Genomic DNA, 26,634 nt, shown 5'->3' with positions numbered 1-26,634 from the left:
CGGCGCCCGGACCTGGCCCGCCGGCGGTATTGCTCAGTGGTTGATGATTATCGCATCGGGACGATCAGGGGCCAGCCGGTAGGGTTCGTCGTCGGCCAGGAAGTCGCGCTCCTCGCGTGCGCCGGCAATCCATTGCTGCATTGCCGGCAGCGCCAGCATGAAGTCGGCGTAGGCCTTGGCGTCCTCGGCGTCATCGGGCAGGTGGATGCCGTAGGTGGCAAAGCGGCTCACCACCGGCGCAAAGAACGCGTCGGCCACGGTGAACTCGCCGAACAGGAACGGCCCGCTGGCGCCGTGCTGCTGGCGCAGCCCTTCCCAGATCGCGGCGATGCGCTCCACGTCGCGCTGCACGGCCACGTTCCAGCCGCGCCCGGGCAGCACCGCGGTCACGTTCATCGGCAACTGGCTGCGCAGGTTGCCGAAGCCCGAATGCATCTCGGCGCAGACGGCGCGCGCCACCGCGCGCTGGGCGCGCTCGGCCGGCCACAGGTTCTTTTCCGGGAAACGCTCGGCCAGGTATTCGCAGATCGCCAGCGAATCCCACACCGTGACCTCGCCATCGACCAGCGCCGGCACCTTGCCCGCGGGCGAGTAGCGCGCGATCTCGGCGGCGAAGCTGCCGGTGAACAGGCGCACCTGCACTTCTTCGAAATCAATGCCGGCCTGGCGCAGCAACAGCCACGGACGCAGCGACCAGGAGGAATAGTTCTTGTTGCCGATGACAAGCTTCATCGTGGGTCCTTGGGGGAGGAAACGGAGGGAGACGGCGCAGGCGCGGCGCCTGCCGCCTGCAGGACGGCGTGGCGGCCGCGCGCCGGACTGGTCATTCTGCCAGTGCTGCCGCCCGCGTCAAAGTGAATTGCGCTAGCAACCGATATGAAATCCGGTCACATAGGGCGCACCGGGCTGCCGGCGCGTCAGCGGTGCACGCTGGCCCGCATATGCGTCATCGCGGTATCGCGGTTGCGCCCGGCCAGCGCGTCGGTCATGACCGACTCCAGGCTGACCGGATGCAGGTTCAGTTCGGGTGCGACCGGGTGCTCCAGCACATTGTCGAGCTGCATCGAGTCGAGGTTGTCGCGCGACAGCATCGGTTCGCCCGGCATATGCTCCATGATGGTGGCCTGCACCCGTGCCAGCGCATCGGGCAGCGCGATCACCGGGCGCGGATGCCCGGAAGCGCGGCCGGCAAAGCGCACCAGCTCTTCCAGTGTATAGACCCGCGGGCCGCCCAACTCATAGCCGTGGCCGATGGTTGCCGGGTTCACCATGGCATTCAGGTAGGCCTGCACCACATCCTGCACGAATACCGGCTGGAAGCGCGCATGCGCGCACGCCAGCGGCACCACCGGGGCCATCTGCTGCATGTGGGCGAACAGGTTCAGGAAATGGTCGTCGGGGCCGAACACCACCGAGGGCCGGAAGATGGTCCAGTCCAGCCCGCTGGCACGCACCACGCGCTCGCCGTCGCCCTTGCTGCGCAGGTACATCGACGGCCCATTGCTGTCCGCGCCCAGCGCGCTCATATGCAACAGCCGGCGCACGCCGGTGGACAGGCATGACGCCGCGATCTGCCGCACCATCTCCACATGCGCGCTGGCAAAGGCTTCGCCGTAGGGGTCGGCGCGCTCGCCGTGCAGCACACCCACCAGGTTGACGACGATGCCATCCACGCCCAGCGAGCCGATGGCGTCGTCCAGCGCGGCATTGTCGGCCAGGCCCAGCTCCACCACTTCCACGCGCGGCAGCAGCAGCAGGTGCTGCGCGTGCTCGATATTGCGCGTGCCGACCACGATGCGGTCGGGGGCGATGGGGGAATCGGGGTTGGCGCCAGGCTCAAGCGGCGCGCCCGAGGCCGAGGCAGCCCCGGCCAGGCGCGAGACGAGGTGGCTGCCGATAAAGCCGGCGCCACCGATAATGAGGACGTTGCTGGTCTGCATGATGCCTCCGTGCCAAGAAAACTGCACGCCGCGGCACCCTGAGCCAGCCCGGGCCCGCCGGATCGTCCCGGCAGGGCCCGTCCTGCCCGCCCCCGCAGGGGCAATTTCAGGGCAGGCTGGTGGTAGTCACCGCCGACGGCGCGACCATGCCCAGGCGCGATTTCAGCGACTGCGGACGGCCACTCATCAATGCAGCATAGTACGTGGCGTTGGAAAGCACATTCTTCACATAGCCGCGCGTTTCATTGAACGGAATGGTCTCTGCAAAGATCGCGCCTTCCACCGGCCGCACCAGTGTGCTGCGCCAGGCCTTGGGCCGGCCCGGGCCGGCGTTGTACGCAGCCGAAGCCAGCGTCCACGAGCTGTCCAGGTCGGTCAGCACCATGTTCAGGTAATTGGTGCCAAGCAGGATGTTGATATTGGGATCGCCCATCATCGATGGCGAAAAGTCGTTCATGCCGATCTTGCGCGCGACGTACTTGGCCGTGGCCGGCATCACCTGCATCAGGCCATGTGCGCCCGCCGACGAGCGCGCATTCATGATGAAGCGCGATTCCTGGCGGATCAGGCCGTAAACCCACGCCATGTCAAGGCCGACATCGTCGGTGGCGCGCTGCATGATGTCGCGGTACGGCATCAGGAAACGCAGCGTGAAATCATGTTCGTTGCGGGTGCGGTCGGCGGAGTTGACGGTGCGGTCCAGCAGCTCCAGGCGGCGCGCATACTCGGCCGCGGCCAGCAGCTCCCGGTCGCTCATATTGCGCAGTTCCCAGTTCCACTCGCGGTTGCCTTCGAAGCGCAGGTTCATGTTGTAGAACTTCTGCGCCCGCTGAAAACCGGGGCGCGAACGCATGGCCATGGCCTCGGCGTCGCTGACGGTGGTGCGCGCCGGCAGCGTGATGCGGTTGCCCAGCTCTTCGCTGGCCAGCTGCCCGTAGAAGTTGAACTGGCCGGCGATCTGCTGGAAGTTCTGCTGGGCCTCGGTGTCGCGGCCGTCGGCCTTGAGCGCGCGGCCATACCAGTAGATCCAGGCCGGGTCCTTGGCGCGCAGTTCGGGGCGCATCAGCTCCACCGCCTGGCGCACCTGCTTCCAGTCGCCCTGGCGCAGCGCGGCGCGCACGCGCCATTCCTGGGTGTCGTCGGAGAGCCACTGGTTGCCGCCCAGGTCCATCTGGCGGCGGTAGTAGCCGGCCGCGTCGGGCAACAGCTTCCTGGCCGCGAACTGGCCGATCACGCCCCAGGCCGCGCCCTGCTCGTCGCGCGACAGCGCGCCCTGGGCCGTGCCGAGGTAGGCGGCAGCCTGCGACGGGTCGCTGCGCGCCATCTTGACGATGGTGGCGAGCGTATCGCCATCCGCGCGCGCGTCGGGCACCAGCGCGGCGATCTTGCCGGCCAGCGTGACATAGTTCTGCTCCAGCGCCAGCCGCGCCTGGTAGGCGACATCGCTGCGCTGGATCTGCTGGCTTTGCGCCAGGTAGCCGATCAGGTCGACACAGCCTTCGCCGTAGTACCTGGGGTCGCTCAGCACATTGCGCGCATCGGCGGCCACGTTCTGGCCCTTGAGCGCGCGCGACAGCAGCGCATAGCACTCGACCTGGGTATCGTCCTTGAGCGCGAACTGCGGATATTCGACATCGAAATTGGCCCAGTCGCGCTTCTTGCCCAGCACCAGCAGCCAGTCATTGCGCATGCGGTCGGCAATGGCGTCGCCCTTGTAGCGCTGCAGGAACACGCGCACCTGGTCGTCGGGCGCATCGATGCGCGCCAGGCCGCTGGCGTCGAACAATTGCGGCTTGATGCGGAAGTACTCGACATAGGACGGGACCGGGTAGTCCACCAGCGTGGCCGAGATCGCGTAGGCACGCTCCACGTCGTTCTTGCGCGCGGCTTCGCGCAGCGCGGTGAAGGCCTCGTCGGGATCGCTCGGGATCACCGCCGCCTGCGGGCGCGACACCGCCTGCGGGCGCTTCTGCGCATGGACGGGCGTGACAAGCAGTGCACATGCGAGCGCGATCCAGGCGGCCCGGCCGGCACGCTGCAGATATACTCCCTTCAGCATTCTTTGCTTCCTTGTCGATGACGGCGGCGCCGGCGCCTGCAATCTTGTGCCCAGCCGCGGTTCCGCCGTTCGTGTTGGTTCGGACGAGGGGCATTATCCCACGCCATGTCATCCACTCCTGTCACGACCGCACCCAACCCCGCCGCCGCCGACCGTCGTGCACTGCGCACGCAGTTGCTGGCGCAACGCGCCGCCCTGCCCGCACGCGCCGAAGCCGACGCACGCATCGCCGCCGCGCTGTCCGGATTGCTGGCCGGACTGGGCGTGCGCTGCCTGGGTTTCTACTGGCCGATCCAGCAGGAGTTCGATGCGCGCGACGCGGTGGGCCGCTGGCTCGCCGCCATGCCTGGCCGCAGCGCCGCGCTGCCGTCGGTCAGCCGCCCGGGCGCGCCGCTGGATTTCCACCTGTGGACACCGGACACGCCCATGGCCACCGGCCACTACGGCATCCCGGTGCCGGACGGCACCGAGGCCGTGACGCCCGATGCGCTGCTCATACCCTGTGTCGGTTTCAGCCCGGACAAGTTCCGCCTGGGCTACGGCGGTGGCTTCTACGACCGCACGCTGGCGGCCATGGCGCAGCGGCCAGTAGCGATCGGCATTGGCTACGAAAGCTGCCGGCTACCGTTGCAGGCGCAGCCGCATGACATTGCCATGGACTGGATCGTTACGGAATCCGGTCAGTTCTAGTGTCCTGTTCCGTTTTTGCGGAAAAGGACACTAACCCGGCCCGGCCTCGGCGGCGCCCCGCACCAGCTCATCCACCAGCGCACGCATGCAGCGCCAGTGCGAGCCCTCCCAGAACACGCGCCGGCACAGGTCGCAGGTAACAAAGCTGCGATGGCGCTCGAGCACCCCGTCCGGCACTCGGCCGGCCGCGCCGGCCGCATCCAGCGCGCGCAGCGGCGCGTTGCAGTCCAGGCACAGCGAGAACGGCCGTGCGCTGCGCGCCAGGTCCAGCCGCGCAAAGATCTCCCGCACCTGCAGTTGCGACTTGATCGCGCGCACATAGCAGCCGTGGGTGATGCCGCGGCGCTTGAGCAACTCGCGGTCGCGCGTCAGCACCACGCGGCCCTGGTCGACGGCGATGCGCTCGATCTCGCTGTCTTCGAAATGGTTGTCGTAGAGGGTGTCGAAGCCGGTCATGCGCAGCAGGTGCGCCAGGCCGCCCAGGTGCGCGTCGGCGACAAAGCGCATCACCCGCAGCGGCTGCTCGCGTACCCGCAGCAGCGGGGACACGTCGAGCCGTTCGAACTTGGGATAGACCGAGACCCGGTCGCCATCGCACAGCTGCCGCTCGAAGCCGGACGATTCGCCATTGACCAGGATCAGCTCGACTTCGGTATGCGGCACGCCCAGCGCCTCGATCATGTGCTTGACCGTGGCGGCGCGCGCGCAGGCGCAGGACAGGTCACGCCGGCGCTGGTCCGGCGCGAGAAAGTCGTTCAGTTCCTCGTAGAAGCGGAAGGTGGCGGTGACCATGGTGCCGAGTATGGCACTGTCGGCAGATCGGCGCGATAGCGGGACCTTGCCTCAGCCCGCATTCCCCAGCCGCAGCGCCGCCTCCACCGCCAGCTTCGCCCAGGGCGTCATCGCGCCGGGCGATTCCAGCGCCGCCGGCGGCAGGCTCAGGTAGTGGCGCATGGTGACCTCGCGCTTTGCCGACTGGTAGCGGAAGGGCTCGCTGCCCTCGGCCTCGAACTTGCCGCGCGTGGCGCCATCGGCCTTCAGGTAGCAGGTGCCGCCCGACACCAGCGCAAACATCAGCCCGTCATAGAACAGGCCATGGCCGCCAAACATGCGCCTGGCGCTGACAGGGCCGATGCGCGCCGCCAGCGGCCCCATCAGCTCGAGCAGATGTTCGATGAAGGGATCGGGGCGGCGCGTGGCCATGGGCGGGCGTTACAGCTTCAGGCGCTGCCAGATCGCCTTGGTCGCGCCAGCCGCATTGAGCGTATAGAAATGCAGCCCCGGCACGCCCGCGGCCAGCAGCCGCTCGCACAGGGCAGTGACCACGTCCAGGCCAAAGGCGCGGATCGATTCGCGGTCGTCGCCGAAGCTCTCCAGCCGCTTGGCCACCCAGCGCGGCACTTCGGCCCCGCACGACTCGGAGAAGCGCATCAGCTGCGTGTAGTTGGTGATCGGCATGATGCCCGGCACGATCGGCACCTCGAGGCCCGTCGCGCGCACGTCATCGACAAAGCGGAAGTAGGCGTCAGCGTTGTAGAAATACTGCGTGATCGCCGAGTTGGCGCCGGCCTTGACCTTGCGCACGAAATTCTCGAGATCGTGGCGCGGGGACTTGGCCTGCGGGTGGTACTCAGGATAGGCCGCGACTTCGATATTGAACCAGTCGCCGGTCTCGGCACGGATGAACTCGACCAGTTCGTTGGCGTAGCGGAACTCGCCGATCTCGCCCATGCCCGAGGGCATGTCGCCGCGCAGCGCGACGATATGGCGGATGCCGCCCTCGCGGTATTTTTTCAGGATCTCGCGGATGCTGTCGCGCGACGAGCCCACGCACGACAGGTGCGGCGCGGCCTCGATGCCTTCGCGCTGGATTTCCAGCACCGCGTCCAGCGTGCCCTGCTGCGTGGTGCCGCCGGCGCCGAACGTCACCGAGATGTACTTGGGCTTGAGCGGAGCCAGCTGCGCACGCGTGTTGCGCAGTTTCTCCGTGCCCTCCGCCGTCTTGGGCGGGAAGAATTCAAAGCTGAAGTAGCGGTCTTGCATGATGGTGGCGCGCCGCGTTGGCGCGGCGCGCGGTATGGGATTCGTGTCAGTGCAGGCCGCCTCAGGCGGTGCGTTCGCCCAGCAGCAGGCTGGCCAGCAGCCACGAGATCACGCTGTACAGGATGGAGCCCAGCAGGGCCGCCCAGAAGCCGCCGACGGTAAAGCCCGACAGCAGGTTGCCGACAAACAGGAACAGCAGCGCGTTGATGACGAAGATAAACAGCCCCAGCGTCAGCAGCGTGACCGGCAGCGTCAGGATCACCAGGATCGGACGGATCAGCGTATTGACCAGGCCCAGCACCAGCGCCGCCAGCATCGCCGAGCCGAAGCTCTTGATGTGGATCGACGAGATGAGGTACGGCAACACGAACAGCGCAACGGCGTTGATGATCCAGACGACCAGTAGTCTCATGACGGCTCCTTGAATTTGGTTTCTCCCCCTCTCCCGCAAGCGGGAGAGGGGGAGCCCTGCCTTCCTGCGCGGATCAGTAGCGGTAGTGGTCGGCCTTGTACGGGCCTTCCTTCTTCACGCCGATATACGCGGCCTGCTGTTCGGTCAGCTCGGTCAGCTGCGCGTTCAGCTTGCGCAGCTGCAGGCGCGCCACCTTCTCGTCCAGATGCTTGGGCAGCGTGTAGACGCCGACCGGATACTTGCCGCTGTCGCGTTCCTGCCAGAGTTCGATCTGGGCGATGGTCTGGTTGGCGAACGAGCTGCTCATCACGTACGACGGGTGGCCGGTGGCGCAGCCCAGGTTCACCAGGCGGCCCTTGGCCAGGATGATCAGCTTCTTGCCGTCCGGGAACTTGACGTGATCGACCTGCGGCTTGATCTCATCCCATTCGTACTTCTCGATCGAGGCGATGTCGATCTCGTTGTCGAAGTGGCCGATATTGCAGACGATGGCCTGGTCCTTCATTTTGGCCATGTGGTCATGGGTGATGACATGGTAGTTGCCGGTGCAGGTGACGAAGATATCGCCATGCTCCGCGGCGTAGTCCATGGTCACCACGCGGTAGCCTTCCATCGCGGCCTGCAGCGCGCAGATCGGGTCGATCTCGGTCACCCACACCTGCGCCGACAGCGCGCGCAGCGCCTGTGCGCTGCCCTTGCCCACGTCGCCGTAGCCGGCCACGATGGCAACCTTGCCGGCGATCATCACGTCGGTGGCGCGCTTGATGCCGTCCACCAGCGACTCACGGCAGCCGTACAGGTTGTCGAACTTGCTCTTGGTCACGGAGTCGTTGACGTTGATGGCCGGAAAACGGAGCTCACCCTTTTGAGCCATCTGGTACAGGCGGTGCACGCCGGTGGTGGTTTCCTCGGTCACGCCGCGGATGGCCTCCAGGTTGCGGCTGTACCAGCTCGGATCCTTGGCCAGCTTTTCCTTGATGGCGGCGAACAGGTAGGTCTCTTCCTCGCTGCCCGGCTTGGCGATGAGCGACGCGTCCTTCTCGGCGCGCGCACCCAGGTGCAGCAGCAGCGTGGCGTCGCCGCCGTCGTCCAGGATCATGTTGGGGGTGCCGCCGTCCGACCAGTCGAAGATGCGGTGCGTGAAGTCCCAGTATTCCTTCAGCGATTCGCCCTTGAAGGCGAACACGGGCGTGCCGCCGGCGGCGATCGCGGCAGCGGCGTGGTCCTGGGTCGAGTAGATGTTGCACGAGGCCCAGCGCACGTCGGCGCCCAGTGCCTTGAGCGTCTCGATCAGCACGGCGGTCTGGATCGTCATGTGCAGCGAGCCGGCGATGCGCGCGCCCTTGAGCGGCTGCGCGGCGGCGAATTCGTCGCGGATCGCCATCAGGCCGGGCATTTCGGTCTCGGCAATGGCGATTTCCTTGCGGCCCCAGCCGGCCAGGTTGATGTCGGCGACGAGGTAGTCTTGCTTCAGGTCGGTCACAGCGTTCATGTTTCACTCCCGGTGAAGAGTGGCACGCAGGTGACGAGTACGGGGAATCTGGCAGCTGTGGCATGGCGCAAGGGCACATGCGAAGCTCGCGGATAGGTCGACTCGCCTCCGTGCGGACCACGGATCAGCGAGCGCCGTTGAAGACAGTCCGAGCCTGGCGGATGGCATGGGGCGGCTGTGCCGCCGGCCGCGCGATGTGCTTCGCAGGCCTCCATCCGTTGCAACGCTCCTCGGAGTGGCGGTATTGTAGCGTGCCCGGGCGCCTTGCGCACCGGCTCCCTCCGATTCCTGCACAGATGATCCCAACGCCACCCCGCACCCTGACCATCGCCGGTTCCGACTCCGGCGGCGGCGCCGGCATCCAGGCCGACCTGAAGACCTTTTCCGCGCTGGGCTGCTTCGGCATGAGCGCCATCACCGCGATCACCGCGCAGAACACGCTGGGCGTGACCGGCGTGCACGCCATTCCCGCCGACATGGTGGCCGCGCAGATCGATGCCGTGGCCGGCGATATCGGCGTGGACGCGGCCAAGACCGGCATGCTGGGCACCGCCGCCATCGTCGAGGCCGTGGCCGCGGCGGCGGACCGGCACGGCATCCGCAAGCTGGTGGTGGACCCGGTGATGATCTCGACCTCGGGCGCGACGCTGTCCGATGATGCCACCACGCAGGCCATGGTGCGGCTGCTGTTCCCGCGCGCGCTGCTGGTAACGCCCAACCTGCCCGAGGCTTCGTACCTGCTGGGCCGCAGGATCACGCGCCGCGCCGAGATGGAACAGGCCGCCACCGAGCTGATCGCGATGGGCTGCCCCGCGGTGCTGCTCAAGGGCGGCCACCTCGAAGACGGCGCCGCCGGCGGCCTGGATGACCTGCTGATGCTGGCCGACGGCAGCGTGCGCGTGTTCACGCATCCGCGTGTCGATACCCGCAACCTGCACGGCACCGGCTGCACGCTGGCCGCGGCGATTGCCGCGCAGCTGGCGCGCGGCGATGCGCTGGAGGCGGCAGTGGGCACGGCGCTGGACTATGTGGCGCAGGCCATCGCCGCGGGCGCAGGGCTGCGGCTGGGCGCCGGCAACGGGCCGCTGAACCATTTGTTCGCGCCGCGCGCGCTGGGTTGACAGACATGACGATGCTGGCCGATATTGACCTGCGCAGCGACCCCGCTGCCGCGTTCTACCTCAAGCATGAGGTCGTCGACGTGGTGTTCGCCACCGGGCCCGGGGAGCTGATCAGCCGCGAGGGACCCAACCGCTACCAACCCGGCGATGCGCTCATCACCAGCCGCGGCGGCGACCGCTGGTGCGTCTCGCGCGACCGCTTCGACCCCAAGTACGAGGCCGTGCCGCCGCTCGCGCACGGCCAGGACGGCGCCTACCGCAACAAGCCGATCCCGGTACTGGCGCGCGAGATGCACGAGGCCTTCAGCATCGCGCGCAGCGCCGGCGGCGACGTGCTGCACGGCAAGCCGGGCGACTGGCTGATGCAATACGCGCCCGGCGACTATGGCATCACCGAGCGCGCACGCTTCGAACAGGTGTACCGGCCGCTGCAGGACTGAGCGGCCAGGCCGATGCCGGGGTCAGTTGCCGCCGGCGGACAGCGGCACCAGCTTGAACGCGGCCCGCGCCACGCACACCACGGTGCCGGCAGCATCCTTGACCTCGCCCTCGCAGAATGCAATGCGCGCGCCGCGGCGCAGGCAGCGCGCCTCCAGCATCAGCTCGCCGCGCGCTGCCGCCAGGAAATGCGTGGACATGTCGATCGTGATCACGCCGGTTTCCAGCGGCGCATGCGAGCGCGCGGCGCCGCTCAGGGTGAAGTCCAGCGTCGCCATCAGCGTGCCGCCATGCACATCGCCGCGGCTGTTGACCAGCGACGGGTGCGCCGGCAGCCGCGTGCGGCAATAGCCCTCCTCGATAAGCTCCGGCTGCAGGCCGAAATAGCGCATCAGCGGCACGTCGATGCCGAAGTAGGGCTTCTCGGGCGTGCCGGGGGCGACGGGGGTGATTTCGGGGGCGGTCTGGCTGGACATGATGGGGGATGCTGGGTGGTTGGCGGGGAATGCTGCCCAACATCATAACGGCGGGGTCCCGTTCGGTTCCCGCGGCTGGGCGAATGTCGCACAAATCCTGGCACCGCGCGCGCCCTTCAGAGCACCTGCCGCATCGCCACCCGCTGCCGCAGCCCCGCAGCACGCTGCGCCGCCAATGCATCGGCCAGCAGCGGACACAGCTCGTCGTCACGCAACTGGCGAAACCCGAGCGATGCATAGAACGGCGCATTCCAGGGCAGGTGGGCAAACGTGGTCAGGTTGAGCGAGTGCGATCCCCCCGCCCGCGCCCAGCCCTGCACCGCCCCTACCAGCGCCCGCCCAATGCCGCGGCGCCCGTGGTCGGGGTGCACATCCATTTCATCGAGGTAGGCGCACTCGCCGTTGCGGCTGGCCAGCGCAAAGCCGGCCAGTTCCCCATCGCGCTCGGCTACCCACAGGCGCGCTTCGCGCTGCGCGGCGGCCAGCACCGGCTCGGGCGTGCTGACCAGGCGCAGCAGTGCCGGCAGGTCCGTATCAGGGAAGAGCGCCGCGGCGGCCAGTTCGATATCGGCCAGGCGCGGCACCTCGTCCGCCGCTGCCAGGCGGATGTGCGCAGCAGCAGCCATGGCTGGCTCCGCGCTCAGGCAGCCGGGAACAGGCTGATCAGTTGGGCCACCGCGGCCGGCACGTCGTCAGCCTCGGTCACCGCGCGCACCACGGCGGCACTGCCGACGCCCACCGCCAGCACCTCGCGCATATTGGCCGCGTTGACGCCGCCGATGCCCACCAGCGACGGGATCACCGGCTGCATCAGCTTCACGTAGGCGCGGAAGCGGCCCATGCCCTGCGGCTGGGTCGGCATCACCTTGGTGGTGGTCGGGAAGATCGCGCCCAGCGCCAGGTAGCTGGGGCGGATCGCGGCCACACGCAGCATCTCGGCATAGCCATGGGTGGAGACACCCAGGCGCAGGCCCGAAGCGCGGATCGCATCGAGGTCGGCATCATCCAGGTCTTCCTGGCCAAGGTGGATGCCGTAGATGCCGCTCTGATCTCCACCGTTGGCGGCGCGGTAGTCGATCGCGGCCTGCCAGTGGTCGTTGACGAACAGGCGCGAAGACGAGCCCTGCATGGCCTTCGCCGCGCGTGCGATCTCGGCGCGCACCGCGGCCGGGTCTTCGGACTTGAAGCGCAGCTGCACCGTCGGTACGTTCAGTGGCGCCAGGCGCTCGATCCATTCGGCGCTTGGCACCACCACGTACAGGCCCAGCGCGGGGCACGGCGCGAACGGCGCCGCGGCCTGCTCGGGTGCCACCAGGGCGGCGTGCCGTACATGCGGGAAGCGGGCAAAGTCAGACGGCCAGTCGGCCGAGCCCGGCTCCCAGGCGCGCGCCAGGCACAGCGCGTCGTGCGCGGGGAAATGCAGCGCCAGGCTGGCCAGCAGCACCGCGACGAAGGCGGGCGAATGCGGCTGGTCGGTGTCGGCGGCGACGGAGAAGACCCACGTGCCCATCGGCGAGCGCACGGTGTCGATCCACTGGCCGCCCTCGCGATCGGTCTCGATCAGCGTGGCGCCCGCGGCGGCGACGCGCGCGATCGTGCCTGCGTCGGCTTCGCCGTCGAACAGCAGCACGTCGTGGGCGCCGGGTTGCGCGGGCGCGTCGGCCAGGCGCCAGGCCTGCCACGGCTTGTCATCGACGCCGAAGGTCTCGCCATAGTGTTCCAGCACCGCCTGGCGCAGCGGGCCGTCGCTGGCGGCATGCACGGCGCGGCGGGTCATGCGCGCTGCTCCGTGCTGTCGGCGTGCCAGAACGGCATGCCGACCACCGGGGTGCTGGCCTGCGCCACCTCGCGCTCGGGCATCGGCCCGGCCAGGTAGGCGGTGCGGCCAGCCTCAACGGCCTGCGCAAAGGCGCGCGCCATATTGACCGGGTAGGCGGCCTGCGCCACCGCGGTATTGAGCAGCACGCCGTCGTAGCCCCACTCCAGCACCTGCGCCGCATGCGACGGCAGGCCCAGGCCGGCATCGACGATCAGCGGCGTGTCGGGCAGGCGCTCGCGCAGCACGCGCATCGCGTGCGGGTTGACCGCGCCGCGGCCGGTGCCGATCGGCGCGGCCCATGGCATCAGCGCCTGGCAGCCCACGTCGAGCAGGCGGCGGCACAGCACCAGGTCCTCGGTGCAGTACGGCAGCACCTTGAAGCCTTCCTTGATCAGGGTCTCGGCCACGGCCGGCAGGTTCAGCGTATCGGGCTGCAGCGTGTAGTCGTCGCCGATCAGCTCCAGCTTGATCCACGGTGTTTCGAAGACCTCGCGCGCCATCATCGCAGTGGTGATCACTTCCTGCGCGGTGAAGCAGCCGGCGGTATTGGGCAGCACCGGCACGTCCAGCGCCTTGAGCATCTGCCAGAAGGCCTGGCCGCCCTCGCCGGCGCCGACCGCGCCCTGGCGGCGCAGCGCAACGGTGATCATGGCGGGCCTGGAGGCCTGCACGGCCGCCTCCAGCGTGGCCGGCGACGGGTAGCGCGCGGTGCCCAGCAGCAGGCGCGAGCCGAACGACTCGCCATACAGCACGAACGGGTCGCGCAAGGTTTCGGAAGGTTCGAATGTCATGGGTCAGCCTCCCGTTACGGGTTGCACGAGGTCGATGCGGTCGCCGGCCGCAAGCAGGGTGTTGGCGTGGGCGCCGCGCGGCACGAACTGGCCGTTGACCGCCGCGGCAAAGGGGGGCACGATCTGCGCCACGCTCACCGCGTCCGCCAGCGTGGCGGAATCGGCAAGGGCGAGCGGTCGGCCGTTGAGCAGGATTTCCATGTCAGTCATGCGTTAGTGCAGCAGCCCGCCGGGTGCGGCCATGGTAGCGGCAGCGGGCGCTTCGGTCACGGCTTCGATCATGCCAGGCCAGCGCAGCGCGGCCGGCACGGCATGGGCCGCGGGATCGCCCTTGAGCAGCGCGCCAACCACCGCGCACGCGGCCTCGGTCACCGCCGGCGCAATCAGAAAGCCATGCCGGTACAAGCCGTTGACGCGCACCACGCGCGCGCGCTGGTCCACGCGGATCGCCGGCAGGTGGTCGGGCCGCGTCGGGCGCCGCTGCACGTTCAGTTCCAGCACGCGGGCCTCGCCGAAGGCGGGATGCAGCGAATGCGCCGCCGACAGCAGCTCCAGCGCGGAACGCACGCTCATGGGCGAATCATCCTCGCTTTCCAGCTCGGTGGCACCGATCACGTACAGGTCGTTGGGCTTGGGCGCGATATAGATCGGGTAGCGCGGATGCAGCAGCCGCACCGGCCGATGCAGCCTGACGTCGGGCGCATGCACGCGCACCACTTCGCCGCGCAGGCCGCGCAGGCCCGGCTTGTCGCCGCCCGGCTGTGCGGGCCAGGCCGAGCGCGCGCCCAGGCCGCGGCAATCCAGCACCACGTCGGCACGGATGCCGAGCTTGGGCAGCGATTCGGCATCGACCTCGCCAGCCTCCCAGACGCAATGCACGCCTTCGCTGACCGCGCACGACAACAGCGCGCGCAGCGCGCCACGGTTGTCGAGCTGGCCTTCGCCGGCCAGCAGCAGGCCCTGCGGGAAGCGGCCCGCCAGCGCGGGCTCGACTTCGCCCACGCCCTTGCCGTCCAGCGCGCGCAGCCGCTGCGACACCAGTTCGGGCGGCGCCACCGCGCGCACGCGGCTGGTGAACAGCGACATCTCGGCGCGGTCGCGCGCATGCCAGACCACCAGCGTGCCGTCCTCCTGGAAGAAGACCGGCTCAGGCAACTCGGCCAGCCACGCGCGCCACAGGTCGACGCTGGCGATGCCCAGGTCGACGATGCGGCGCTCGGCGATGGCCGATTCCGCCAGCGGCGCCAGCATGGCCGCGGCCACATAGGCGGCCGAGCCCGCGCCGTCCGGACCGGCCCGCTCCACCAGCGCCACGCGGGCGCCGCTGCGTACCAGTTGCCAGGCGGCCAGGCGCCCGGCAAGACCGGCCCCGAGAATGGCGACGTCAAACGACTGCACTGCTGTCATGAGGGGTGTTGTGCCGGACGGCGCGTGCGGCCGCGCCGGCCTCCTTGTTGTCGGTGCCGCCGCGCGAGGCGCTGCGCGGCGGCGAAACACGAGCGGGCATGGATGCGAAGCCATGCCCGTACTGCCAGTCACTGCATCACGAGTAGATCTTGCTGCCCTTCTTCAGGAACTCGATCGACTTCTCTTCCATGCCCTGCTGCGCTTCCTTGGGCAGCGACGCCGCGTAGTCGCGCACTTCCTGCGTGATCTTCATCGAGCAGAACTTCGGCCCGCACATCGAGCAGAAGTGGGCGATCTTGGCGCCCTCGGCCGGCAGCGTGGCGTCGTGGTAGGAACGCGCGCGTTCCGGGTCGAGGCCCAGGTTGAACTGGTCTTCCCAGCGGAACTCGAAGCGTGCCTTGGACAGCGCGTTGTCGCGCAGCTGCGCGCCGGGCCAGCCCTTGGCAAGGTCGGCAGCGTGGGCAGCGATCTTGTAGGTGATGATGCCTTCGCGCACGTCTTCCTTGTCCGGCAGGCCAAGGTGCTCCTTGGGCGTGACGTAACACAGCATGGCGGTGCCCATCCAGCCGATATTGGCCGCGCCGATGCCGCTGGTGATGTGGTCGTAGCCGGGGGCGATGTCCGTCACCAGCGGTCCCAGGGTGTAGAACGGCGCCTCGTAGCAATGCTTGAGCTCTTCGTCCATGTTGGCCTGGATGCGCTGCAGCGGCACGTGGCCCGGGCCTTCGATCATCACCTGCACGTCGTGCTTCCATGCCTTGGCGGTCAGTTCGCCCAGTGTGCGCAGTTCGCCGAACTGGGCGTCGTCGTTCGAGTCGGCGATGCAACCCGGACGCAGGCCGTCGCCGAGGCTGAACGACACGTCATAGGCCTTCATGATTTCGCAGATCTCGTCGAAGTGCGTGTACAGGAAGTTTTCCTTGTGGTGTGCCAGGCACCACTTGGCCATGATCGAACCACCGCGCGAAACGATGCCCGTGACGCGGTCGGCGGTCAGCGGCACGTAGCGCAGCAGCACGCCTGCGTGAATGGTGAAGTAGTCCACGCCCTGCTCGGCCTGTTCAATCAGCGTGTCGCGGAACATCTCCCAGGTCAGGTCCTCGGCGATGCCGCCGGTCTTGTCCAGCGCCTGGTAGATCGGCACCGTGCCGATCGGGACCGGCGAGTTGCGCAGGATCCATTCGCGGGTTTCGTGGATGTGCTTGCCGGTGGACAGGTCCATGATGGTGTCGGCGCCCCAGCGGATCGACCACACCATCTTTTCCACTTCCTCGGCCAGCGACGAGGTCACCGCCGAGTTGCCCAGGTTGCCGTTGATCTTGACGCGGAAATTGCGCCCGATCGCCATCGGCTCCAGCTCGGTGTGGTTGATGTTGGCGGGAATGATGGCGCGGCCCGAGGCGATTTCCTGGCGCACGAATTCCGGCGTGATGTCTTCCGGACGCAGCGGCAGGCCGGCGCCCAGCGCATTGCCGGGATGCTGGCGCAGCAGCGCCTTGTAGTCGGGCTTGTCGTACAGCGCCTGCAGGTTCAGCGATTCGCGCAGCGCCACATACTCCATTTCAGGCGTGATGATGCCCTTGCGCGCATAGTGCATCTGCGACACGTTGGCACCGGCCTTGGCGCGGCGCGGATTGGTCAGCTGGGCAAAGCGCAGGTGTGCGGTGGCGGGGTCGTTGGCACGGTCGCGTCCGTATTCCGACGACAGGCCCGGCAGCACTTCGGTGTCGCCACGCTCTTCGATCCACTTGGCGCGCACGGCGGGCAGGCCGGCCTTCAGGTCGATATGCACGTCCGGATCGCTGTACGGGCCCGAGGTGTCGTACACCGGGATCGGCGGATTCTGCATCTCGCCCTTGTCGGTGCGCGTCGACGTTTGCAGGATGGTGCGCAGCGGTACGCGGATATCGGGGCGGCTGCCCGTCAGGTAGGTCTTGCTGGAAGCCGGGTAGGCGAATTTCTGGTCGAGGTCGCTTTCGAGCGATTCGAAGGATGCAGCGGGGGCAGTACGGGCCATGGGTGTCGTCCTCTCTCTTGCGGGGTGGACGAAACCAGGAGCCTTGTGAGCGCTGCCCGGGGCCTGAGGCCTGAGGCGGCGAGTCCCGGAGGGACTGGAGACTTGGTCTTGTGAAACTTCCCACGCCGGTACTAGCCGGATCGGGTTCGAAGGGACTCTCTCAGCCGCACGGCCCATCCGTACGGCACCCCTGTTTCATCCAACGGGGTGAATTTAAGCACAAGGTGCCGGTGGGCGCCAGTGCCAGTTCCCTGCCGTTTGTGGTGCCACACCTGTTCGAAAAGGTATCGAATCGCGCATGCTGCAGCGCAATAATCACTCACAAGGGGACAACCGCGCACTCAAACGCCGGCGACGTGCTCTACCATGCAGTAAGACGCGTCCATCTTCCGATCCCGCCATGACCGAAGCTGCCACCCACCGCGTGTTCAACCAGGTGCCCGATCTCGCGCACTACAACCTGTTCGCCACCGATCCGGCGCTGCGCGGCGCGCTGGAACGGCTGGGAGGCGGCTGGCACGCCGGCACGCTGGGCCAGTTCGGCGCGCGCCTGGGCGAGCCGGAAGTCCAGCAATGGGCAGCCGATGCCAACCGCCACACGCCCGAGCTGCACACACACAGCCGCACCGGCGAGCGCATCGACGCCGTGGATTTCCACCCGAGCTGGCACGCGCTGCTGGCCCTGTTGCGCAGCCAGCAGTTGCAGGCCCTGCCCTTCGCGCAGCCGCGCGCGGGCGCATGGGTGGCGCGCACCGCCGGCTACTTCCTGCAGGCGCAGGTGGAATCCGGCTCGCTGTGCCCGCCGACCATGACCTTCGCCAGCATCCCGGTGCTGCGCAAGGAAACCGCATTGTTTGCCGAGCTTGAGCCGCGGCTGTATGCGACCGAACACGATGCGCGCGACCTGCCGTGGCGCAGCAAGAGCGCGATCATGATCGGCATGGGCATGACCGAGAAACAGGGCGGCTCGGACGTGCGCGCCAACACCACCGTGGCGCGCGCGGTGCGCGGCGAGGGCCGCGGCGCGGAATACGCGCTGACCGGGCACAAGTGGTTCTTCTCCGCGCCGATGTGCGATGCGCACCTGGTGGTCGCGCGCATGGGCGCCGAAGACGGCCCGCTGTCGTGCTTCTTCGTGCCGCGCTTTCGCGACGACGGCAGCAAGAACGCGGTGCTGATCCAGCGGCTCAAGGACAAGCTAGGCAACCGCTCCAATTCCAGCAGCGAGGTGGAGTTCCGCGACGCCACCGGCATCCTGATCGGCGAGGAAGGCCGCGGCATCCCGACCATCATCGAGATGGCCACCAGCACGCGGCTGGACTGCGTGATCGGCAGTGCCGCGATCCTGCGCGCCGCCTTTGTGCAGGCGCTGCACCATGCGCGCCACCGCAGCGCCTTCGGGCGCCTGCTGGCCGACCAGCCGCTGATGCGCAATGTGCTGGCCGACCTGGCGCTGGAATCCGAAGCGGCCACGCTGCTGATGATGGAACTGGGCCACGCCTTCGAGCACGCTGACGATGATCCGCTCGCGGCGTCGTGGAAGCGCGTGGTCACCCCCGCGGCCAAATTCTGGGTCTGCAAGCGCACGCTGGAAGCCACCGGCGAAGCCATGGAAGTCTGGGGCGGCAACGGCTACGTGGAAGAAGGCCCGATGGCGCGGCTGTACCGCGAGGCGCCGGTCAACTCGATCTGGGAAGGCTCGGGCAACATCATGTGCCTGGACGTGCTGCGCGCGATCCAGCGCAATCCCGACGATGCCGCGCGCTTGCTGCAAGACCTGTCGCGCCGCGCCGGCGGCCATCCGGCGGTGCGCGCGGAACTGGCATCGCTGCAGGCGCTGCTGCGCCAGCCGCCGGAATTGCTGGAAGCCAGCGCCCGACGCTTTGCGCAGGGGTTGGTGCTGACCGCACAGGCCGCGCTGATGCTGGCGCATGCCGATACCGAGAATGCCGAGCTGTTCGTCGCCAGCCGGCTGGGACGGCAGCACGGGCGCGTGTTCGGCACCCTGGATGCGGATGCCGACGTGCTCAAGCGGGTGTTCTCGCGCGGCTTCGAAGGCTAGCGATTCAAGCCTCCATCGATTCCAGCACCCGCAGCATCACGCGCGGCGCATAGCGGATCAGGTCATGCGCGCGCTCGCCGATCATGATCGCGGGCGCATTGATGTTGCCGCCGACCAGGGTCGGCATCACCGATGCATCGACCACGCGCAAACCCTCGACGCCGCGCACGCGCAGTTGCGGGTCCACCACCGCCATCGCATCCATGCCCATGCGGCAGGTGCCCACCGGGTGGTAGATGGTGTCGGCATGCTCGCGGATCATCTCGCGCACGGCAGCGTCGTCGCTGCCATCGGCCCGCAGGCCGGCGGAATAGAGTTCGCGCCCGCCGAAGCCGGCCAGTTGCGGCTGCGCAAAGATGCTGCGCACGATGCGAACGCCGGCGACCATGTCGTCCAGGTCGCGCGCATCGCTCAGGTATTGCGGGTCGATCAGCGGCGCGCGCCGGATATCGTGCGAGGCCAGCCGCACCTCGCCGCGGCTGCGCGGGCGCAGCACGCAGACATGGCAGGAATAGCCGTGGCCGAAGTTCAGCCGGCGCATGTGGTCATCGGCCATGCCGACCACGAAATACAGCTGCAGGTCGGGCTCGGGCAGGTCCGGGCGGCTGCGCAGGAAGCCGCCTGCCTCGGCGAAGTTGCTTGACATCATGCCGGTGCGTTCGCGCCGGTAGCGCAGCATTTCAGGCACCAGCCGCGCCAGGCCGCCGAACGACACGCCGAACAATTCAGGCACGGCCACGCGCTTGTGCAGCACGATGTCCAGGTGGTCCTGCAGGTTGGCGCCCACGCCGGGCAGGTCATGCACGACGGCGATGCCATGTTCGCGCAAGTGCGCGGCGGGGCCGACGCCCGACACCATCAGCAGCTGCGGCGAGCCGAACGTGCCCGCGCACACGATCACGTCGCGGCGCGCGCGCAGCAGTTGCCGGTGGCCCTCGCGCACCACCTGCACCCCGGCCGCATGGCGGCCTTCAAAGACTATGCGCAGCGCCTGCGTATCGGTCAGCACCCGCAGGTGCGCGCGGCCGCCATTGCAGGCCCGGTCGCGCTTGTTGCCACCGTGCAGGTAGGCACGCGCCGCGTTCCAGCGCTCGCCCGCGTGCTGCGTGACCTGGTACCAGCCCACGCCCTCCTGTTCTTCGCCGTTGAAATCGTCGTTGCGCGGGAAGCCCGCCTGCTGCGCGGCCTCGATGAAGCGTTCGGCAAAGGGGTTGGGGGTGCGCAGGTCGCTCACGTGCAACGGCCCGTTGCCGCCGTGCAGCGGGTCGTCGTCGCTGCCGGCCAGGCGTTCATTGCACTCGGCGCGGCGGAAGTACGGCAGCACGTCGTCCCACGACCAGCCGTCGCAGCCGGCGGCGGCCCACGCGTCATAATCGGCGGCGCGGCCGCGCGTGTAGATCATGGCGTTGATCGAGGAACTGCCGCCCAGCCCGCGCCCGCGCGGCTGGTAGCCGCGGCGGCCGTTCAGGCCTGGCTGCGGCACGGTTTCATAGCCGTAGTTGCGTGCCCCCGCGCGCGGCAGCAGCGCGGCAAGCGCCGCGGGTGTGCGTACCAGCACATGGTGATCGTGGTGCCCGGCCTCGACCAGGGCAATGGTGTCGTCGCCGCTGTCGGCAAGCCGCCCCGCCAGCGCACAGCCCGCCGAGCCCGCGCCGACGATGACGTAGTCAAAGGTGGTTTCCATCTGTCTCCCCGCGAGTCCGCAGGCGGCGCGCGTGCGTGAGCCGGGCCGCGCCGGTGCATGCGCGCCCTGTCCGTCCAGCGGATGGCAAGCTGTGAGATTCAGTGTAGGCGCTAGCCCGGACGGTGGAGAAGCCCGGTGGCGCGGGCCGCCGGCGCTGCGCAGACGGGCGTTTGAATTGTCCTTCTGGTAGGAAACTTCCATTGCCATGGCTGGCACGCTACCTTATCGTGCGCGGGAACACGCGGACCGCTGCAGCGCCACTCGCCGCGATCCACATCCACTTTCCCCGCACGTCCCTTGCCCAGGAGCGCAGCAATGCGAGAAGTCCCCGACCTGTCGTCCGTCTTTGGCGCCATGCACGCCGCGTCGCGGCGCGACCAGCTGCCCGCCTGGGCCGTGCGCGCCGACCGCCTGCAGCGCCTGCGCCGGCTGGTGACAGAGAACGAGGCTGCCATTGCCGCCGCCATTCACGCGGACTTCACCAACCGGCCGCGCCAAGAAACTGCGCTGCTGGAGGTATTCCCGAGCCTCGGCGGCATCGACGACGCGCTGCGCCACGGCAAGCGCTGGATGCGCGTGCGCCGCGCCGCCACCGGCTTCTGGTTCCGCCCGGGCCGCTCGCGGCTGGTGCCGCAGCCGCTGGGAGTGGTGGGCATCGTGGTGCCCTGGAACTATCCGCTGTACCTGACGGTGGGGCCGCTGGCCGGCGCGCTGGCGGCGGGCAACCGCGCCATGGTGAAGCTGTCGGAATACACGCCGCGCTTTGCGGCCTTGTTCGCGCAACTGGTGCCGCAGCACTTTGCGCCGGACGAGATCATGGTGGTCAATGGCGATGCCGAGGTGGCGAGCGCCTTTACCGCGCTGCCCTTCGACCACCTGCTGTTCACCGGCTCGACCGCGGTCGGCCACCATGTGATGCGCGCGGCGGCCGCCAACCTGACCCCGGTGACGCTGGAACTCGGCGGCAAATCGCCGGCGATTATCGGCGCCGGCGCTGACCTGCCGCGTGCGGTGGAACGCATCCTGGTGGGCAAGCTGATGAACGCGGGCCAGACCTGCATCGCGCCAGACTACGTGCTGGTGCCGGAAGACCTGCGCGGGCAGCTGGTGGAGGCGGCACGCCGGTGCGTTGACCGGCTCTATCCGGACCTGGCGCGCAACCGGGACTACACCAGCATCATCAGCCCGCGCCACTTCGCGCGGCTGGCGGCGCTGGTGGATGAAGCCGCGGCGCAAGGCGCGACCGTGGTGCCGCTGTCCGATGCGCAGCCGGACGCGCACGCGCGGCGCCTGCCACCGGTGCTGCTGCTGGATGTGCCCGAAGGCGTCACGGCGATGCGCGAGGAGATCTTCGGGCCGGTACTGCCCGTGGTGACGTACCGCACCCTGGACGAGGCGGTGGACTACATCAATGCGCGCCCGCGGCCGCTGGCGCTATACCTGTTCGAGCGCGACCGCGGCGCCATCGGCCATGTGATGAGGCAGACCGTTGCCGGCGGCGTCACGGTCAACGACACCCTGTTCCATATCGCCCAGGACGGCCTGCCCTTCGGCGGGGTCGGCGCCAGCGGCATGGGCGCCTATCACGGCCAGGCGGGCTTCGACACCTTCTCCAAGGTGAAGCCGGTGTTCCACCAGGCCGGCCTGAACGGCGCAGGACTGCTCAAGCCGCCTTACGGCAAGACCTTCGAAACCATGTTGCGCCTGCTTCTGCGTTGATCAGGACACCAGCATCGGCCGCCCGAGCATGCGCGACAGCACCGCCTCGGGCGAGTGGGTGTGGTCGGAAATCGCCTGCGGCGCCAGGTAGATGGTCTGCTCCATCATCGCCCGTCCGCGCATGGCCGCGTGCAGCAGCTGGTCGCTGAAGACGATCCAGGTGGAACCCGGCGGGAAGTGGAATTCCTGCTGCGGCACCTTGGCCTGGTAATCCAGGTCGGCCTTGGCCAAGTCATGCAGCTGCAGCATGCGGTGGTCATATTCCGAGCGCTTGCGCTTGGTGATATGCAGCAGCTTCATCAGCGCCGCCTGCCCCGGCCACATGCCATGGGTCTTGGGCACGAACTTCTGCGCAAAATCGCCGAACGGCTCGCCCACGCGCCACACGCGCGCCGCGGCCGGGTCGATGTTGTGGAACACGCGCAACAGGCGCTTGCCCAGCATCGGGTTGGACGGGAACGAGTCCACGTGCAGGCGGGTGTCGTCCTTGCGCCAGCTGACCGGGCGCCCGGCGATCTCGCTGGGCCGCAGCGAGGTGCCGGCGCGCGTCATGTGCGGGATGTATTCAGGGAACAGCGTGCGCACCAGCAATTCGCTGTTGTCGGCGTAGCGGCGGATCAGCGTGTACAGGTCCGCCAGGTCCTGCGGACTGCCCTGGGCGCCGCGCACCGCGGTGTCGTCGGCGCGCAGGTTGATGTTCTTGGACTTGCCGTCGGAATAGCGGCTGTCAAGGAAGCGCTCTTCGCCCGACTGGAAGCGGAAATTCAGGTTCGGGAAGTACAGCACGGCGCCCTGCTCCAGCTCGCGGCGCAGCGTGGCGCGTTCTTCGGCCGTGACCTGCGGCGCCCAGTCGGCATATGGCTGCGGGCGGATCAGGTTGAGCTGGCCGGCGGCGGGCGGCTGGGTTGAGGTCGAGGGGGCAAGGACAGGCGCTTCGGACATGGCATCCTCTGGAAACGGTCACCAGTGTTTGGGGTCGGCCGCCGGCGTGGCGGCTGGGGATGGCGGGATTTTACTCCCTGCCGTCAGCCGTGGCGCCGGCGTCACGCGGCGACTGGACCAGGATCAAGCCCGCGTAAAAAAACCCCGCGGGCCCTTGCGGGCCGGCGGGGCTTGCCGTCAGTGCTGCTGGCGCGGGTGGCGCTTACAGGCCGGCCGCGGCGCGCAGGGCAGCCGCCTTGTCGGTGGCTTCCCAAGAGAATTCCGGCTCTTCGCGGCCGAAGTGGCCGTAGGCGGCAGTCTTCTCGTAGATCGGGCGCAGCAGGTCCAGCATCTGCACGATGCCCTTCGGGCGCAGGTCGAAGTGCTCCTGCACCAGCTCGGCGATCTTGGCGTCGGGGATCTTGCCGGTGCCTTCGGTGTAGACCGTCACGTTGATCGGGCGGGCCACGCCGATGGCGTAGCTGACCTGCACCTGGCACTGGCGCGCCAGGCCCGAAGCCACCACGTTCTTGGCAACGTAGCGCGCGGCGTAGGCGGCCGAGCGGTCGACCTTGGACGGGTCCTTGCCCGAGAACGCGCCGCCACCGTGCGGCGAGGCGCCGCCGTAGGTATCGACGATGATCTTGCGCCCGGTCAGGCCGCAGTCGCCCTGCGGGCCGCCGATGACGAAGCGCCCGGTCGGGTTCACCAGGTACTTGGTTTCCTTCAGCATCTCGGCCGGCAGCACCGGCTTGATGATTTCCTCGATCACGGCTTCGCGGATCTGGGCCTGGGTGATGTCCGGCGAATGCTGGGTCGACAGCACCACGGTATCCACGCTGTGCGGCTTGCCGTCGACATAACGCACCGTCACCTGCGACTTGGCGTCCGGGCGCAGCCAGGGCAGGCGGCCGTCGCGGCGCAGCAGCGACTGGCGCTCGACCAGGCGGTGGGCATAGTAGATCGGGAACGGCATCAGTTCCGGGGTCTCGTCGCAGGCGTAGCCGAACATCAGGCCCTGGTCGCCGGCACCCTGGTTCAGGTAGTCGTCGGAGGCGCGGTCCACGCCCTGGGCGATGTCGGGCGATTGCTTGTCATAGGCGACCAGCACCGCGCAGCCCTTGTAGTCGATGCCGTAATCGGTGTTGTCGTAGCCGATGCGCTTGATCGTGTCGCGCGCGATCTGGATATAGTCGACGTTGGCGGTCGTGGTGATTTCCCCAGCCAGCACCACCAGACCGGTGTTGCAAAGCGTCTCGGCCGCCACACGCGCGTACTTGTCCTGGGCCAGGATGGCGTCGAGGACGGCGTCGGAAATCTGGTCGGCGACCTTATCGGGATGGCCTTCGGAGACGGATTCCGAAGTAAAAAGGAAGTCGTTTGCCACGAACTTATTCTCCAGGTTGGCTATTGCGTGCCAGCCCGATCAGTTCATGGCGGCGACGCTTTAGCGGTATTTCAAGCAGCCCGGTTAGAGCCGCATCGCCCCGCAAGTTGTCAGTTAACTCGGCGATACACGCTATTATACGCGCCTGCCGGGCTCGTTGCAGCGCGCCAACGGTACGGTACGGCACCCTGCCAACCAGCCGGGGGCACCGTGCCCAGATGAATCCGATGACGGCACGCTGCGCGCGGAACTGAATACCGCCATAGAAAAAACGCTGCCTGCCCGTCTGTTCCCCGGCACAGACCCGTAGCAGACCCGCTTTTCGCGCCTGATGACCTTTTTATTCTGGCTGATCTCCCGTTTTCCCCTGCGGCTGCTGCAAGCCGCGGGCGGCGCGCTCGGACTGCTGAGCGCGCGCCTGCCCGGCCGCTACGGCCAGCGCCTGCGGGAGAACTTCCGCCAGGCGTTTCCCGACGCCACCGATGCGATGATCGACGAAGCGGCCCGTTCGGCCGGACGCATGATCGTCGAGATGCCCTACTTCTGGAGCCGCAGCAAGATCGGTGCGAAGCTGCATGGCTTTGACGACTACCTGTGGCCCGAGCTGGGCAAGCTGCAGGCGCGCGGCAAGGGCATCATCATCCTGACCCCGCACCTGGGCTGCTTTGAAGTGCTGCCGCAGTCCCACGCGCTGCAGCGCCCGGTCACCGCCCTGTTCAAGCCGCCGCACCAGCCCTGGCTGCGCGACTGGATCGAAAAAATGCGCACCCGGCCCGGCATGCACATGGCGCCGGCCACGCCGCGCGGTGTGCGCATGCTGGTGAAGGCACTCAAGCGCGGCCAGGCGGTGGGCATCCTGCCCGACCAGGTGCCCAGCGGCGGCGAGGGCAACTGGGCGCCGTTCTTCGGCAAGCCGGCCTATACCATGGCACTGGTGCACCGGCTGCAGCAGCTGACCGGCGCGCCGGTGGTGGCGGTCTTTGCCGAGCGCCTGCCGCGCGGCGCCGGCTATCGCGGTCACCTGCGCGTGATCAACGACGGCGGCATGCTGCCGGACGATCCTGCCGCCGCTGCCGCGGTCATCAACCGGACTATCGAGGAACTGGTGGGCCTGTGCCCCACGCAGTACCTGTGGGCTTACAACCGCTACAAGCAACCCGCCGGAGCGGGTACCCCGGACGCGCCGGGCAATGATACCGAGCCGGCCACTGATCGATCGATTTCATGAGCCGTGTGTTCACGTGGCTTGGCATCGGCTTGCTGACGGTGCTGGGCAAGCTGCCATATCCGTTCGTCGCGCGCTTCGGCGAGGCGCTGGGAAGCCTGCTCTACCTGGTGCCGAGCGAGCGGCGCCGCGTGGTGCAGGCCAACCTGCGCCTGTGTTTCCCGGACCGGACCGAGGCCGAAATCGATGAACTGTCGCGGCAGAGCTTCCGCATCCTGTTCCGCAGCTTTGCCGAACGCGGCATCTTCTGGACCGGCAGTGAGGCGCAGATGCGCCGCTGGGTGCAGATCGACGACCAGGCCGGCCTGGTGGCCCTGGATGGCACCCCGCATATCCTGGTGACGCTGCACCTGTCGGGCGTGGAAGCCGGTGCGATCCGACTCACCATCGACCTGCGCGAGCATCTCGGCCGCTCCGGCGCATCGCTCTATACCAGGCAGAAGAACGACCTGTTCGACCACTTCCTGAAGCACGCGCGCGGGCGCTTCGGCGCCAACATGATCTCGCGCAACGACAGCGCGCGCGACATCCTGCGCTGCCTGAAGAAGGGCGAGGCGCTGCAGCTGATCGCCGACATGGATTTCGGCGAGCGCGACTCGGAGTTCGTGCCGTTCTTCGGCGTGCAGGCGCTGACACTGACCTCGGTGTCGCGGCTGGCGCGCCTGACCGGGGCCAAGGTCGTGCCGATCTACACCGAGATGCTGCCCGACTACCAGGGCTATGTGCTGCGCATCCTGCCGCCCTGGGAAGACTACCCCGGCGCAAGCGTCACCGACGACACGCGCCGCATGAATGCCTTCTTCGAGGACTGCATCCGCCCGCGCGTACCCGAGTACTACTGGGTGCACAAGCGCTTCAAGCACCGCCTGCCGGGCGAGCCCGAGATCTACTGAGCGCGCCGGCACGTCCGGCGCCGCGCAGCTACAATCCC

General features: G+C 68.3%; 25 protein-coding genes and 2 riboswitches. Of the genes, 7 read left to right on the top strand and 18 right to left on the bottom strand.

Features of this window, described 5'->3' with window-relative positions; translation table 11 throughout:
- Positions 1-33: 33 nt before the first annotated feature.
- The 3 genes from C265_RS06650 to C265_RS06640 form a co-directional block, all read right to left on the bottom strand.
- Complete coding sequence (locus C265_RS06650; RefSeq protein ID WP_010813340.1) at positions 34-732, bottom strand: glutathione S-transferase family protein; 699 nt, start codon at positions 730-732, stop codon at positions 34-36.
- A 185-nt stretch (positions 733-917) separates the two neighbouring features.
- Positions 918-1,940, bottom strand: a complete 1,023-nt coding sequence (locus tag C265_RS06645; protein WP_010813339.1) for a complex I NDUFA9 subunit family protein — start codon at positions 1,938-1,940, stop codon at positions 918-920.
- Between the two features lie 106 nt (positions 1,941-2,046).
- Positions 2,047-3,999, bottom strand: coding sequence for a lytic transglycosylase domain-containing protein (locus C265_RS06640; protein ID WP_010813338.1), 1,953 nt, complete (start codon positions 3,997-3,999; stop codon positions 2,047-2,049).
- Positions 4,000-4,104: 105 nt separating this feature from the next.
- Between C265_RS06640 and C265_RS06635 the strand changes: the two genes are divergently transcribed.
- The gene (locus tag C265_RS06635; RefSeq protein ID WP_010813337.1) at positions 4,105-4,689 is read left to right on the top strand and encodes a 5-formyltetrahydrofolate cyclo-ligase; all 585 of its coding nucleotides are present in this window, start codon (positions 4,105-4,107) and stop codon (positions 4,687-4,689) included.
- A gap of 30 nt (positions 4,690-4,719) precedes the next feature.
- Here C265_RS06635 and C265_RS06630 read toward each other — a convergent pair whose 3' ends face one another.
- The 5 genes from C265_RS06630 to ahcY form a co-directional block, all read right to left on the bottom strand.
- Positions 4,720-5,481 carry a Mut7-C RNAse domain-containing protein gene (locus tag C265_RS06630; protein WP_010813336.1) on the bottom strand — a complete coding sequence of 254 codons (762 nt, stop codon included), beginning with the start codon at positions 5,479-5,481 and terminating at the stop codon, positions 4,720-4,722.
- Between the two features lie 51 nt (positions 5,482-5,532).
- Positions 5,533-5,892 carry a TfoX/Sxy family protein gene (locus C265_RS06625; RefSeq protein ID WP_010813335.1) on the bottom strand — a complete coding sequence of 120 codons (360 nt, stop codon included), beginning with the start codon at positions 5,890-5,892 and terminating at the stop codon, positions 5,533-5,535.
- 9 nt (positions 5,893-5,901) lie between these two features.
- Positions 5,902-6,732, bottom strand: a complete 831-nt coding sequence (gene metF / locus C265_RS06620) for a methylenetetrahydrofolate reductase [NAD(P)H] (RefSeq protein WP_010813334.1) — start codon at positions 6,730-6,732, stop codon at positions 5,902-5,904.
- 61 nt (positions 6,733-6,793) lie between these two features.
- A complete protein-coding gene (locus tag C265_RS06615) occupies positions 6,794-7,144 on the bottom strand; it encodes a phage holin family protein (RefSeq protein ID WP_010813333.1) in 351 nt (116 codons plus the stop codon).
- A gap of 73 nt (positions 7,145-7,217) precedes the next feature.
- The gene (gene ahcY, locus C265_RS06610; RefSeq protein WP_010813332.1) at positions 7,218-8,636 is read right to left on the bottom strand and encodes an adenosylhomocysteinase; all 1,419 of its coding nucleotides are present in this window, start codon (positions 8,634-8,636) and stop codon (positions 7,218-7,220) included.
- 122 nt (positions 8,637-8,758) lie between these two features.
- Positions 8,759-8,874: riboswitch (S-adenosyl-L-homocysteine riboswitch) on the bottom strand.
- A 58-nt stretch (positions 8,875-8,932) separates the two neighbouring features.
- Between ahcY and thiD the strand changes: the two genes are divergently transcribed.
- Positions 8,933-9,757 carry a bifunctional hydroxymethylpyrimidine kinase/phosphomethylpyrimidine kinase gene (gene thiD / locus C265_RS06605; protein ID WP_010813331.1) on the top strand — a complete coding sequence of 275 codons (825 nt, stop codon included), beginning with the start codon at positions 8,933-8,935 and terminating at the stop codon, positions 9,755-9,757.
- A 5-nt stretch (positions 9,758-9,762) separates the two neighbouring features.
- Positions 9,763-10,197, top strand: coding sequence for a PGDYG domain-containing protein (locus C265_RS06600; RefSeq protein ID WP_010813330.1), 435 nt, complete (start codon positions 9,763-9,765; stop codon positions 10,195-10,197).
- A 21-nt stretch (positions 10,198-10,218) separates the two neighbouring features.
- Here the strand turns inward: C265_RS06600 and C265_RS06595 are convergent, their stop codons facing one another.
- The 7 genes from C265_RS06595 to thiC all read right to left on the bottom strand — a co-directional run bounded on the left by C265_RS06595 (position 10,219) and on the right by thiC (position 16,705).
- Positions 10,219-10,671 carry a PaaI family thioesterase gene (locus C265_RS06595; RefSeq protein ID WP_010813329.1) on the bottom strand — a complete coding sequence of 151 codons (453 nt, stop codon included), beginning with the start codon at positions 10,669-10,671 and terminating at the stop codon, positions 10,219-10,221.
- A gap of 116 nt (positions 10,672-10,787) precedes the next feature.
- A complete protein-coding gene (locus tag C265_RS06590) occupies positions 10,788-11,297 on the bottom strand; it encodes a GNAT family N-acetyltransferase (RefSeq protein ID WP_010813328.1) in 510 nt (169 codons plus the stop codon).
- Positions 11,298-11,311: 14 nt separating this feature from the next.
- Positions 11,312-12,448 carry a thiamine phosphate synthase gene (locus tag C265_RS06585; protein WP_010813327.1) on the bottom strand — a complete coding sequence of 379 codons (1,137 nt, stop codon included), beginning with the start codon at positions 12,446-12,448 and terminating at the stop codon, positions 11,312-11,314.
- Positions 12,445-13,281: a thiazole synthase gene (locus C265_RS06580; RefSeq protein WP_010813326.1), complete on the bottom strand. Its 837-nt coding sequence runs from the start codon at positions 13,279-13,281 to the stop codon at positions 12,445-12,447. The genes C265_RS06585 and C265_RS06580 overlap by 4 nt, the downstream gene beginning before the upstream one ends.
- A 3-nt stretch (positions 13,282-13,284) precedes the next feature.
- The gene (gene thiS / locus C265_RS06575) at positions 13,285-13,482 is read right to left on the bottom strand and encodes a sulfur carrier protein ThiS (protein WP_010813325.1); all 198 of its coding nucleotides are present in this window, start codon (positions 13,480-13,482) and stop codon (positions 13,285-13,287) included.
- A 12-nt stretch (positions 13,483-13,494) separates the two neighbouring features.
- Positions 13,495-14,688: an FAD-dependent oxidoreductase gene (locus tag C265_RS06570; RefSeq protein WP_011614417.1), complete on the bottom strand. Its 1,194-nt coding sequence runs from the start codon at positions 14,686-14,688 to the stop codon at positions 13,495-13,497.
- A 136-nt stretch (positions 14,689-14,824) separates the two neighbouring features.
- Positions 14,825-16,705: a phosphomethylpyrimidine synthase ThiC gene (gene thiC, locus C265_RS06565; protein ID WP_010813323.1), complete on the bottom strand. Its 1,881-nt coding sequence runs from the start codon at positions 16,703-16,705 to the stop codon at positions 14,825-14,827.
- 100 nt (positions 16,706-16,805) lie between these two features.
- Positions 16,806-16,907: riboswitch (TPP riboswitch) on the bottom strand.
- A 198-nt stretch (positions 16,908-17,105) separates the two neighbouring features.
- Here thiC and C265_RS06560 point away from each other — a divergent pair.
- A complete protein-coding gene (locus C265_RS06560; protein WP_010813322.1) occupies positions 17,106-18,767 on the top strand; it encodes an acyl-CoA dehydrogenase family protein in 1,662 nt (553 codons plus the stop codon).
- 4 nt (positions 18,768-18,771) lie between these two features.
- Here the strand turns inward: C265_RS06560 and C265_RS06555 are convergent, their stop codons facing one another.
- Complete coding sequence (locus C265_RS06555; RefSeq protein WP_010813321.1) at positions 18,772-20,451, bottom strand: GMC family oxidoreductase; 1,680 nt, start codon at positions 20,449-20,451, stop codon at positions 18,772-18,774.
- 315 nt (positions 20,452-20,766) lie between these two features.
- On the opposite strand from C265_RS06555, the gene C265_RS06550 reads away from it, so the two are divergent.
- Complete coding sequence (locus C265_RS06550) at positions 20,767-22,170, top strand: coniferyl aldehyde dehydrogenase (protein WP_010813320.1); 1,404 nt, start codon at positions 20,767-20,769, stop codon at positions 22,168-22,170.
- On the opposite strand, the gene C265_RS06545 is transcribed toward C265_RS06550, so the two are convergent.
- Positions 22,171-23,112 carry a Kdo hydroxylase family protein gene (locus C265_RS06545; protein WP_010813319.1) on the bottom strand — a complete coding sequence of 314 codons (942 nt, stop codon included), beginning with the start codon at positions 23,110-23,112 and terminating at the stop codon, positions 22,171-22,173.
- 202 nt (positions 23,113-23,314) lie between these two features.
- Positions 23,315-24,478, bottom strand: coding sequence for a methionine adenosyltransferase (gene metK, locus C265_RS06540; protein WP_010813318.1), 1,164 nt, complete (start codon positions 24,476-24,478; stop codon positions 23,315-23,317).
- Positions 24,479-24,809: 331 nt separating this feature from the next.
- Between metK and C265_RS06535 the strand changes: the two genes are divergently transcribed.
- On the top strand, positions 24,810-25,706 hold the full coding sequence (locus C265_RS06535) for a lysophospholipid acyltransferase family protein (protein WP_010813317.1): 897 nt from the start codon (positions 24,810-24,812) through the stop codon (positions 25,704-25,706).
- On the top strand, positions 25,703-26,596 hold the full coding sequence (locus C265_RS06530; RefSeq protein ID WP_010813316.1) for a lipid A biosynthesis lauroyl acyltransferase: 894 nt from the start codon (positions 25,703-25,705) through the stop codon (positions 26,594-26,596). Before C265_RS06535 ends, C265_RS06530 begins: the two co-directional genes overlap by 4 nt.
- Positions 26,597-26,634 lie beyond the last annotated feature (38 nt).

Origin of the sequence: Cupriavidus sp. GA3-3 (assembly GCF_000389805.1) — a bacterium.
Taxonomy (GTDB): Bacteria; Pseudomonadota; Gammaproteobacteria; order Burkholderiales; family Burkholderiaceae; genus Cupriavidus; species Cupriavidus necator_D.
The sequence above is the reverse complement of the archived record's forward strand: the minus strand, read 5'-3'. Positions and strand labels throughout refer to the sequence as shown.

Excerpts from the sequence above, each read along its gene's own strand:
- C265_RS06590 (WP_010813328.1), bottom strand. The coding sequence starts at position 11,297 with ATGGCTGCTGCTGCGCACATCCGCCTGGCAGCGGCGGACGAGGTGCCG.
- C265_RS06570 (WP_011614417.1), bottom strand. The coding sequence starts at position 14,688 with ATGACAGCAGTGCAGTCGTTTGACGTCGCCATTCTCGGGGCCGGTCTT.
- C265_RS06635 (WP_010813337.1), top strand. The coding sequence starts at position 4,105 with ATGTCATCCACTCCTGTCACGACCGCACCCAACCCCGCCGCCGCCGAC.
- C265_RS06595 (WP_010813329.1), bottom strand. The coding sequence starts at position 10,671 with ATGTCCAGCCAGACCGCCCCCGAAATCACCCCCGTCGCCCCCGGCACG.
- C265_RS06630 (WP_010813336.1), bottom strand. The coding sequence starts at position 5,481 with ATGGTCACCGCCACCTTCCGCTTCTACGAGGAACTGAACGACTTTCTC.
- C265_RS06535 (WP_010813317.1), top strand. The coding sequence starts at position 24,810 with ATGACCTTTTTATTCTGGCTGATCTCCCGTTTTCCCCTGCGGCTGCTG.
- C265_RS06650 (WP_010813340.1), bottom strand. The coding sequence starts at position 732 with ATGAAGCTTGTCATCGGCAACAAGAACTATTCCTCCTGGTCGCTGCGT.
- thiC (WP_010813323.1), bottom strand. The coding sequence starts at position 16,705 with ATGGCCCGTACTGCCCCCGCTGCATCCTTCGAATCGCTCGAAAGCGAC.
- C265_RS06645 (WP_010813339.1), bottom strand. The coding sequence starts at position 1,940 with ATGCAGACCAGCAACGTCCTCATTATCGGTGGCGCCGGCTTTATCGGC.
- C265_RS06600 (WP_010813330.1), top strand. The coding sequence starts at position 9,763 with ATGACGATGCTGGCCGATATTGACCTGCGCAGCGACCCCGCTGCCGCG.
- C265_RS06530 (WP_010813316.1), top strand. The coding sequence starts at position 25,703 with ATGAGCCGTGTGTTCACGTGGCTTGGCATCGGCTTGCTGACGGTGCTG.
- C265_RS06545 (WP_010813319.1), bottom strand. The coding sequence starts at position 23,112 with ATGTCCGAAGCGCCTGTCCTTGCCCCCTCGACCTCAACCCAGCCGCCC.
- C265_RS06580 (WP_010813326.1), bottom strand. The coding sequence starts at position 13,281 with ATGACATTCGAACCTTCCGAAACCTTGCGCGACCCGTTCGTGCTGTAT.
- C265_RS06550 (WP_010813320.1), top strand. The coding sequence starts at position 20,767 with ATGCGAGAAGTCCCCGACCTGTCGTCCGTCTTTGGCGCCATGCACGCC.
- C265_RS06560 (WP_010813322.1), top strand. The coding sequence starts at position 17,106 with ATGACCGAAGCTGCCACCCACCGCGTGTTCAACCAGGTGCCCGATCTC.
- C265_RS06625 (WP_010813335.1), bottom strand. The coding sequence starts at position 5,892 with ATGGCCACGCGCCGCCCCGATCCCTTCATCGAACATCTGCTCGAGCTG.
- C265_RS06615 (WP_010813333.1), bottom strand. The coding sequence starts at position 7,144 with ATGAGACTACTGGTCGTCTGGATCATCAACGCCGTTGCGCTGTTCGTG.
- C265_RS06640 (WP_010813338.1), bottom strand. The coding sequence starts at position 3,999 with ATGCTGAAGGGAGTATATCTGCAGCGTGCCGGCCGGGCCGCCTGGATC.
- thiD (WP_010813331.1), top strand. The coding sequence starts at position 8,933 with ATGATCCCAACGCCACCCCGCACCCTGACCATCGCCGGTTCCGACTCC.
- C265_RS06555 (WP_010813321.1), bottom strand. The coding sequence starts at position 20,451 with ATGGAAACCACCTTTGACTACGTCATCGTCGGCGCGGGCTCGGCGGGC.
- ahcY (WP_010813332.1), bottom strand. The coding sequence starts at position 8,636 with ATGAACGCTGTGACCGACCTGAAGCAAGACTACCTCGTCGCCGACATC.
- C265_RS06585 (WP_010813327.1), bottom strand. The coding sequence starts at position 12,448 with ATGACCCGCCGCGCCGTGCATGCCGCCAGCGACGGCCCGCTGCGCCAG.
- metF (WP_010813334.1), bottom strand. The coding sequence starts at position 6,732 with ATGCAAGACCGCTACTTCAGCTTTGAATTCTTCCCGCCCAAGACGGCG.
- thiS (WP_010813325.1), bottom strand. The coding sequence starts at position 13,482 with ATGGAAATCCTGCTCAACGGCCGACCGCTCGCCCTTGCCGATTCCGCC.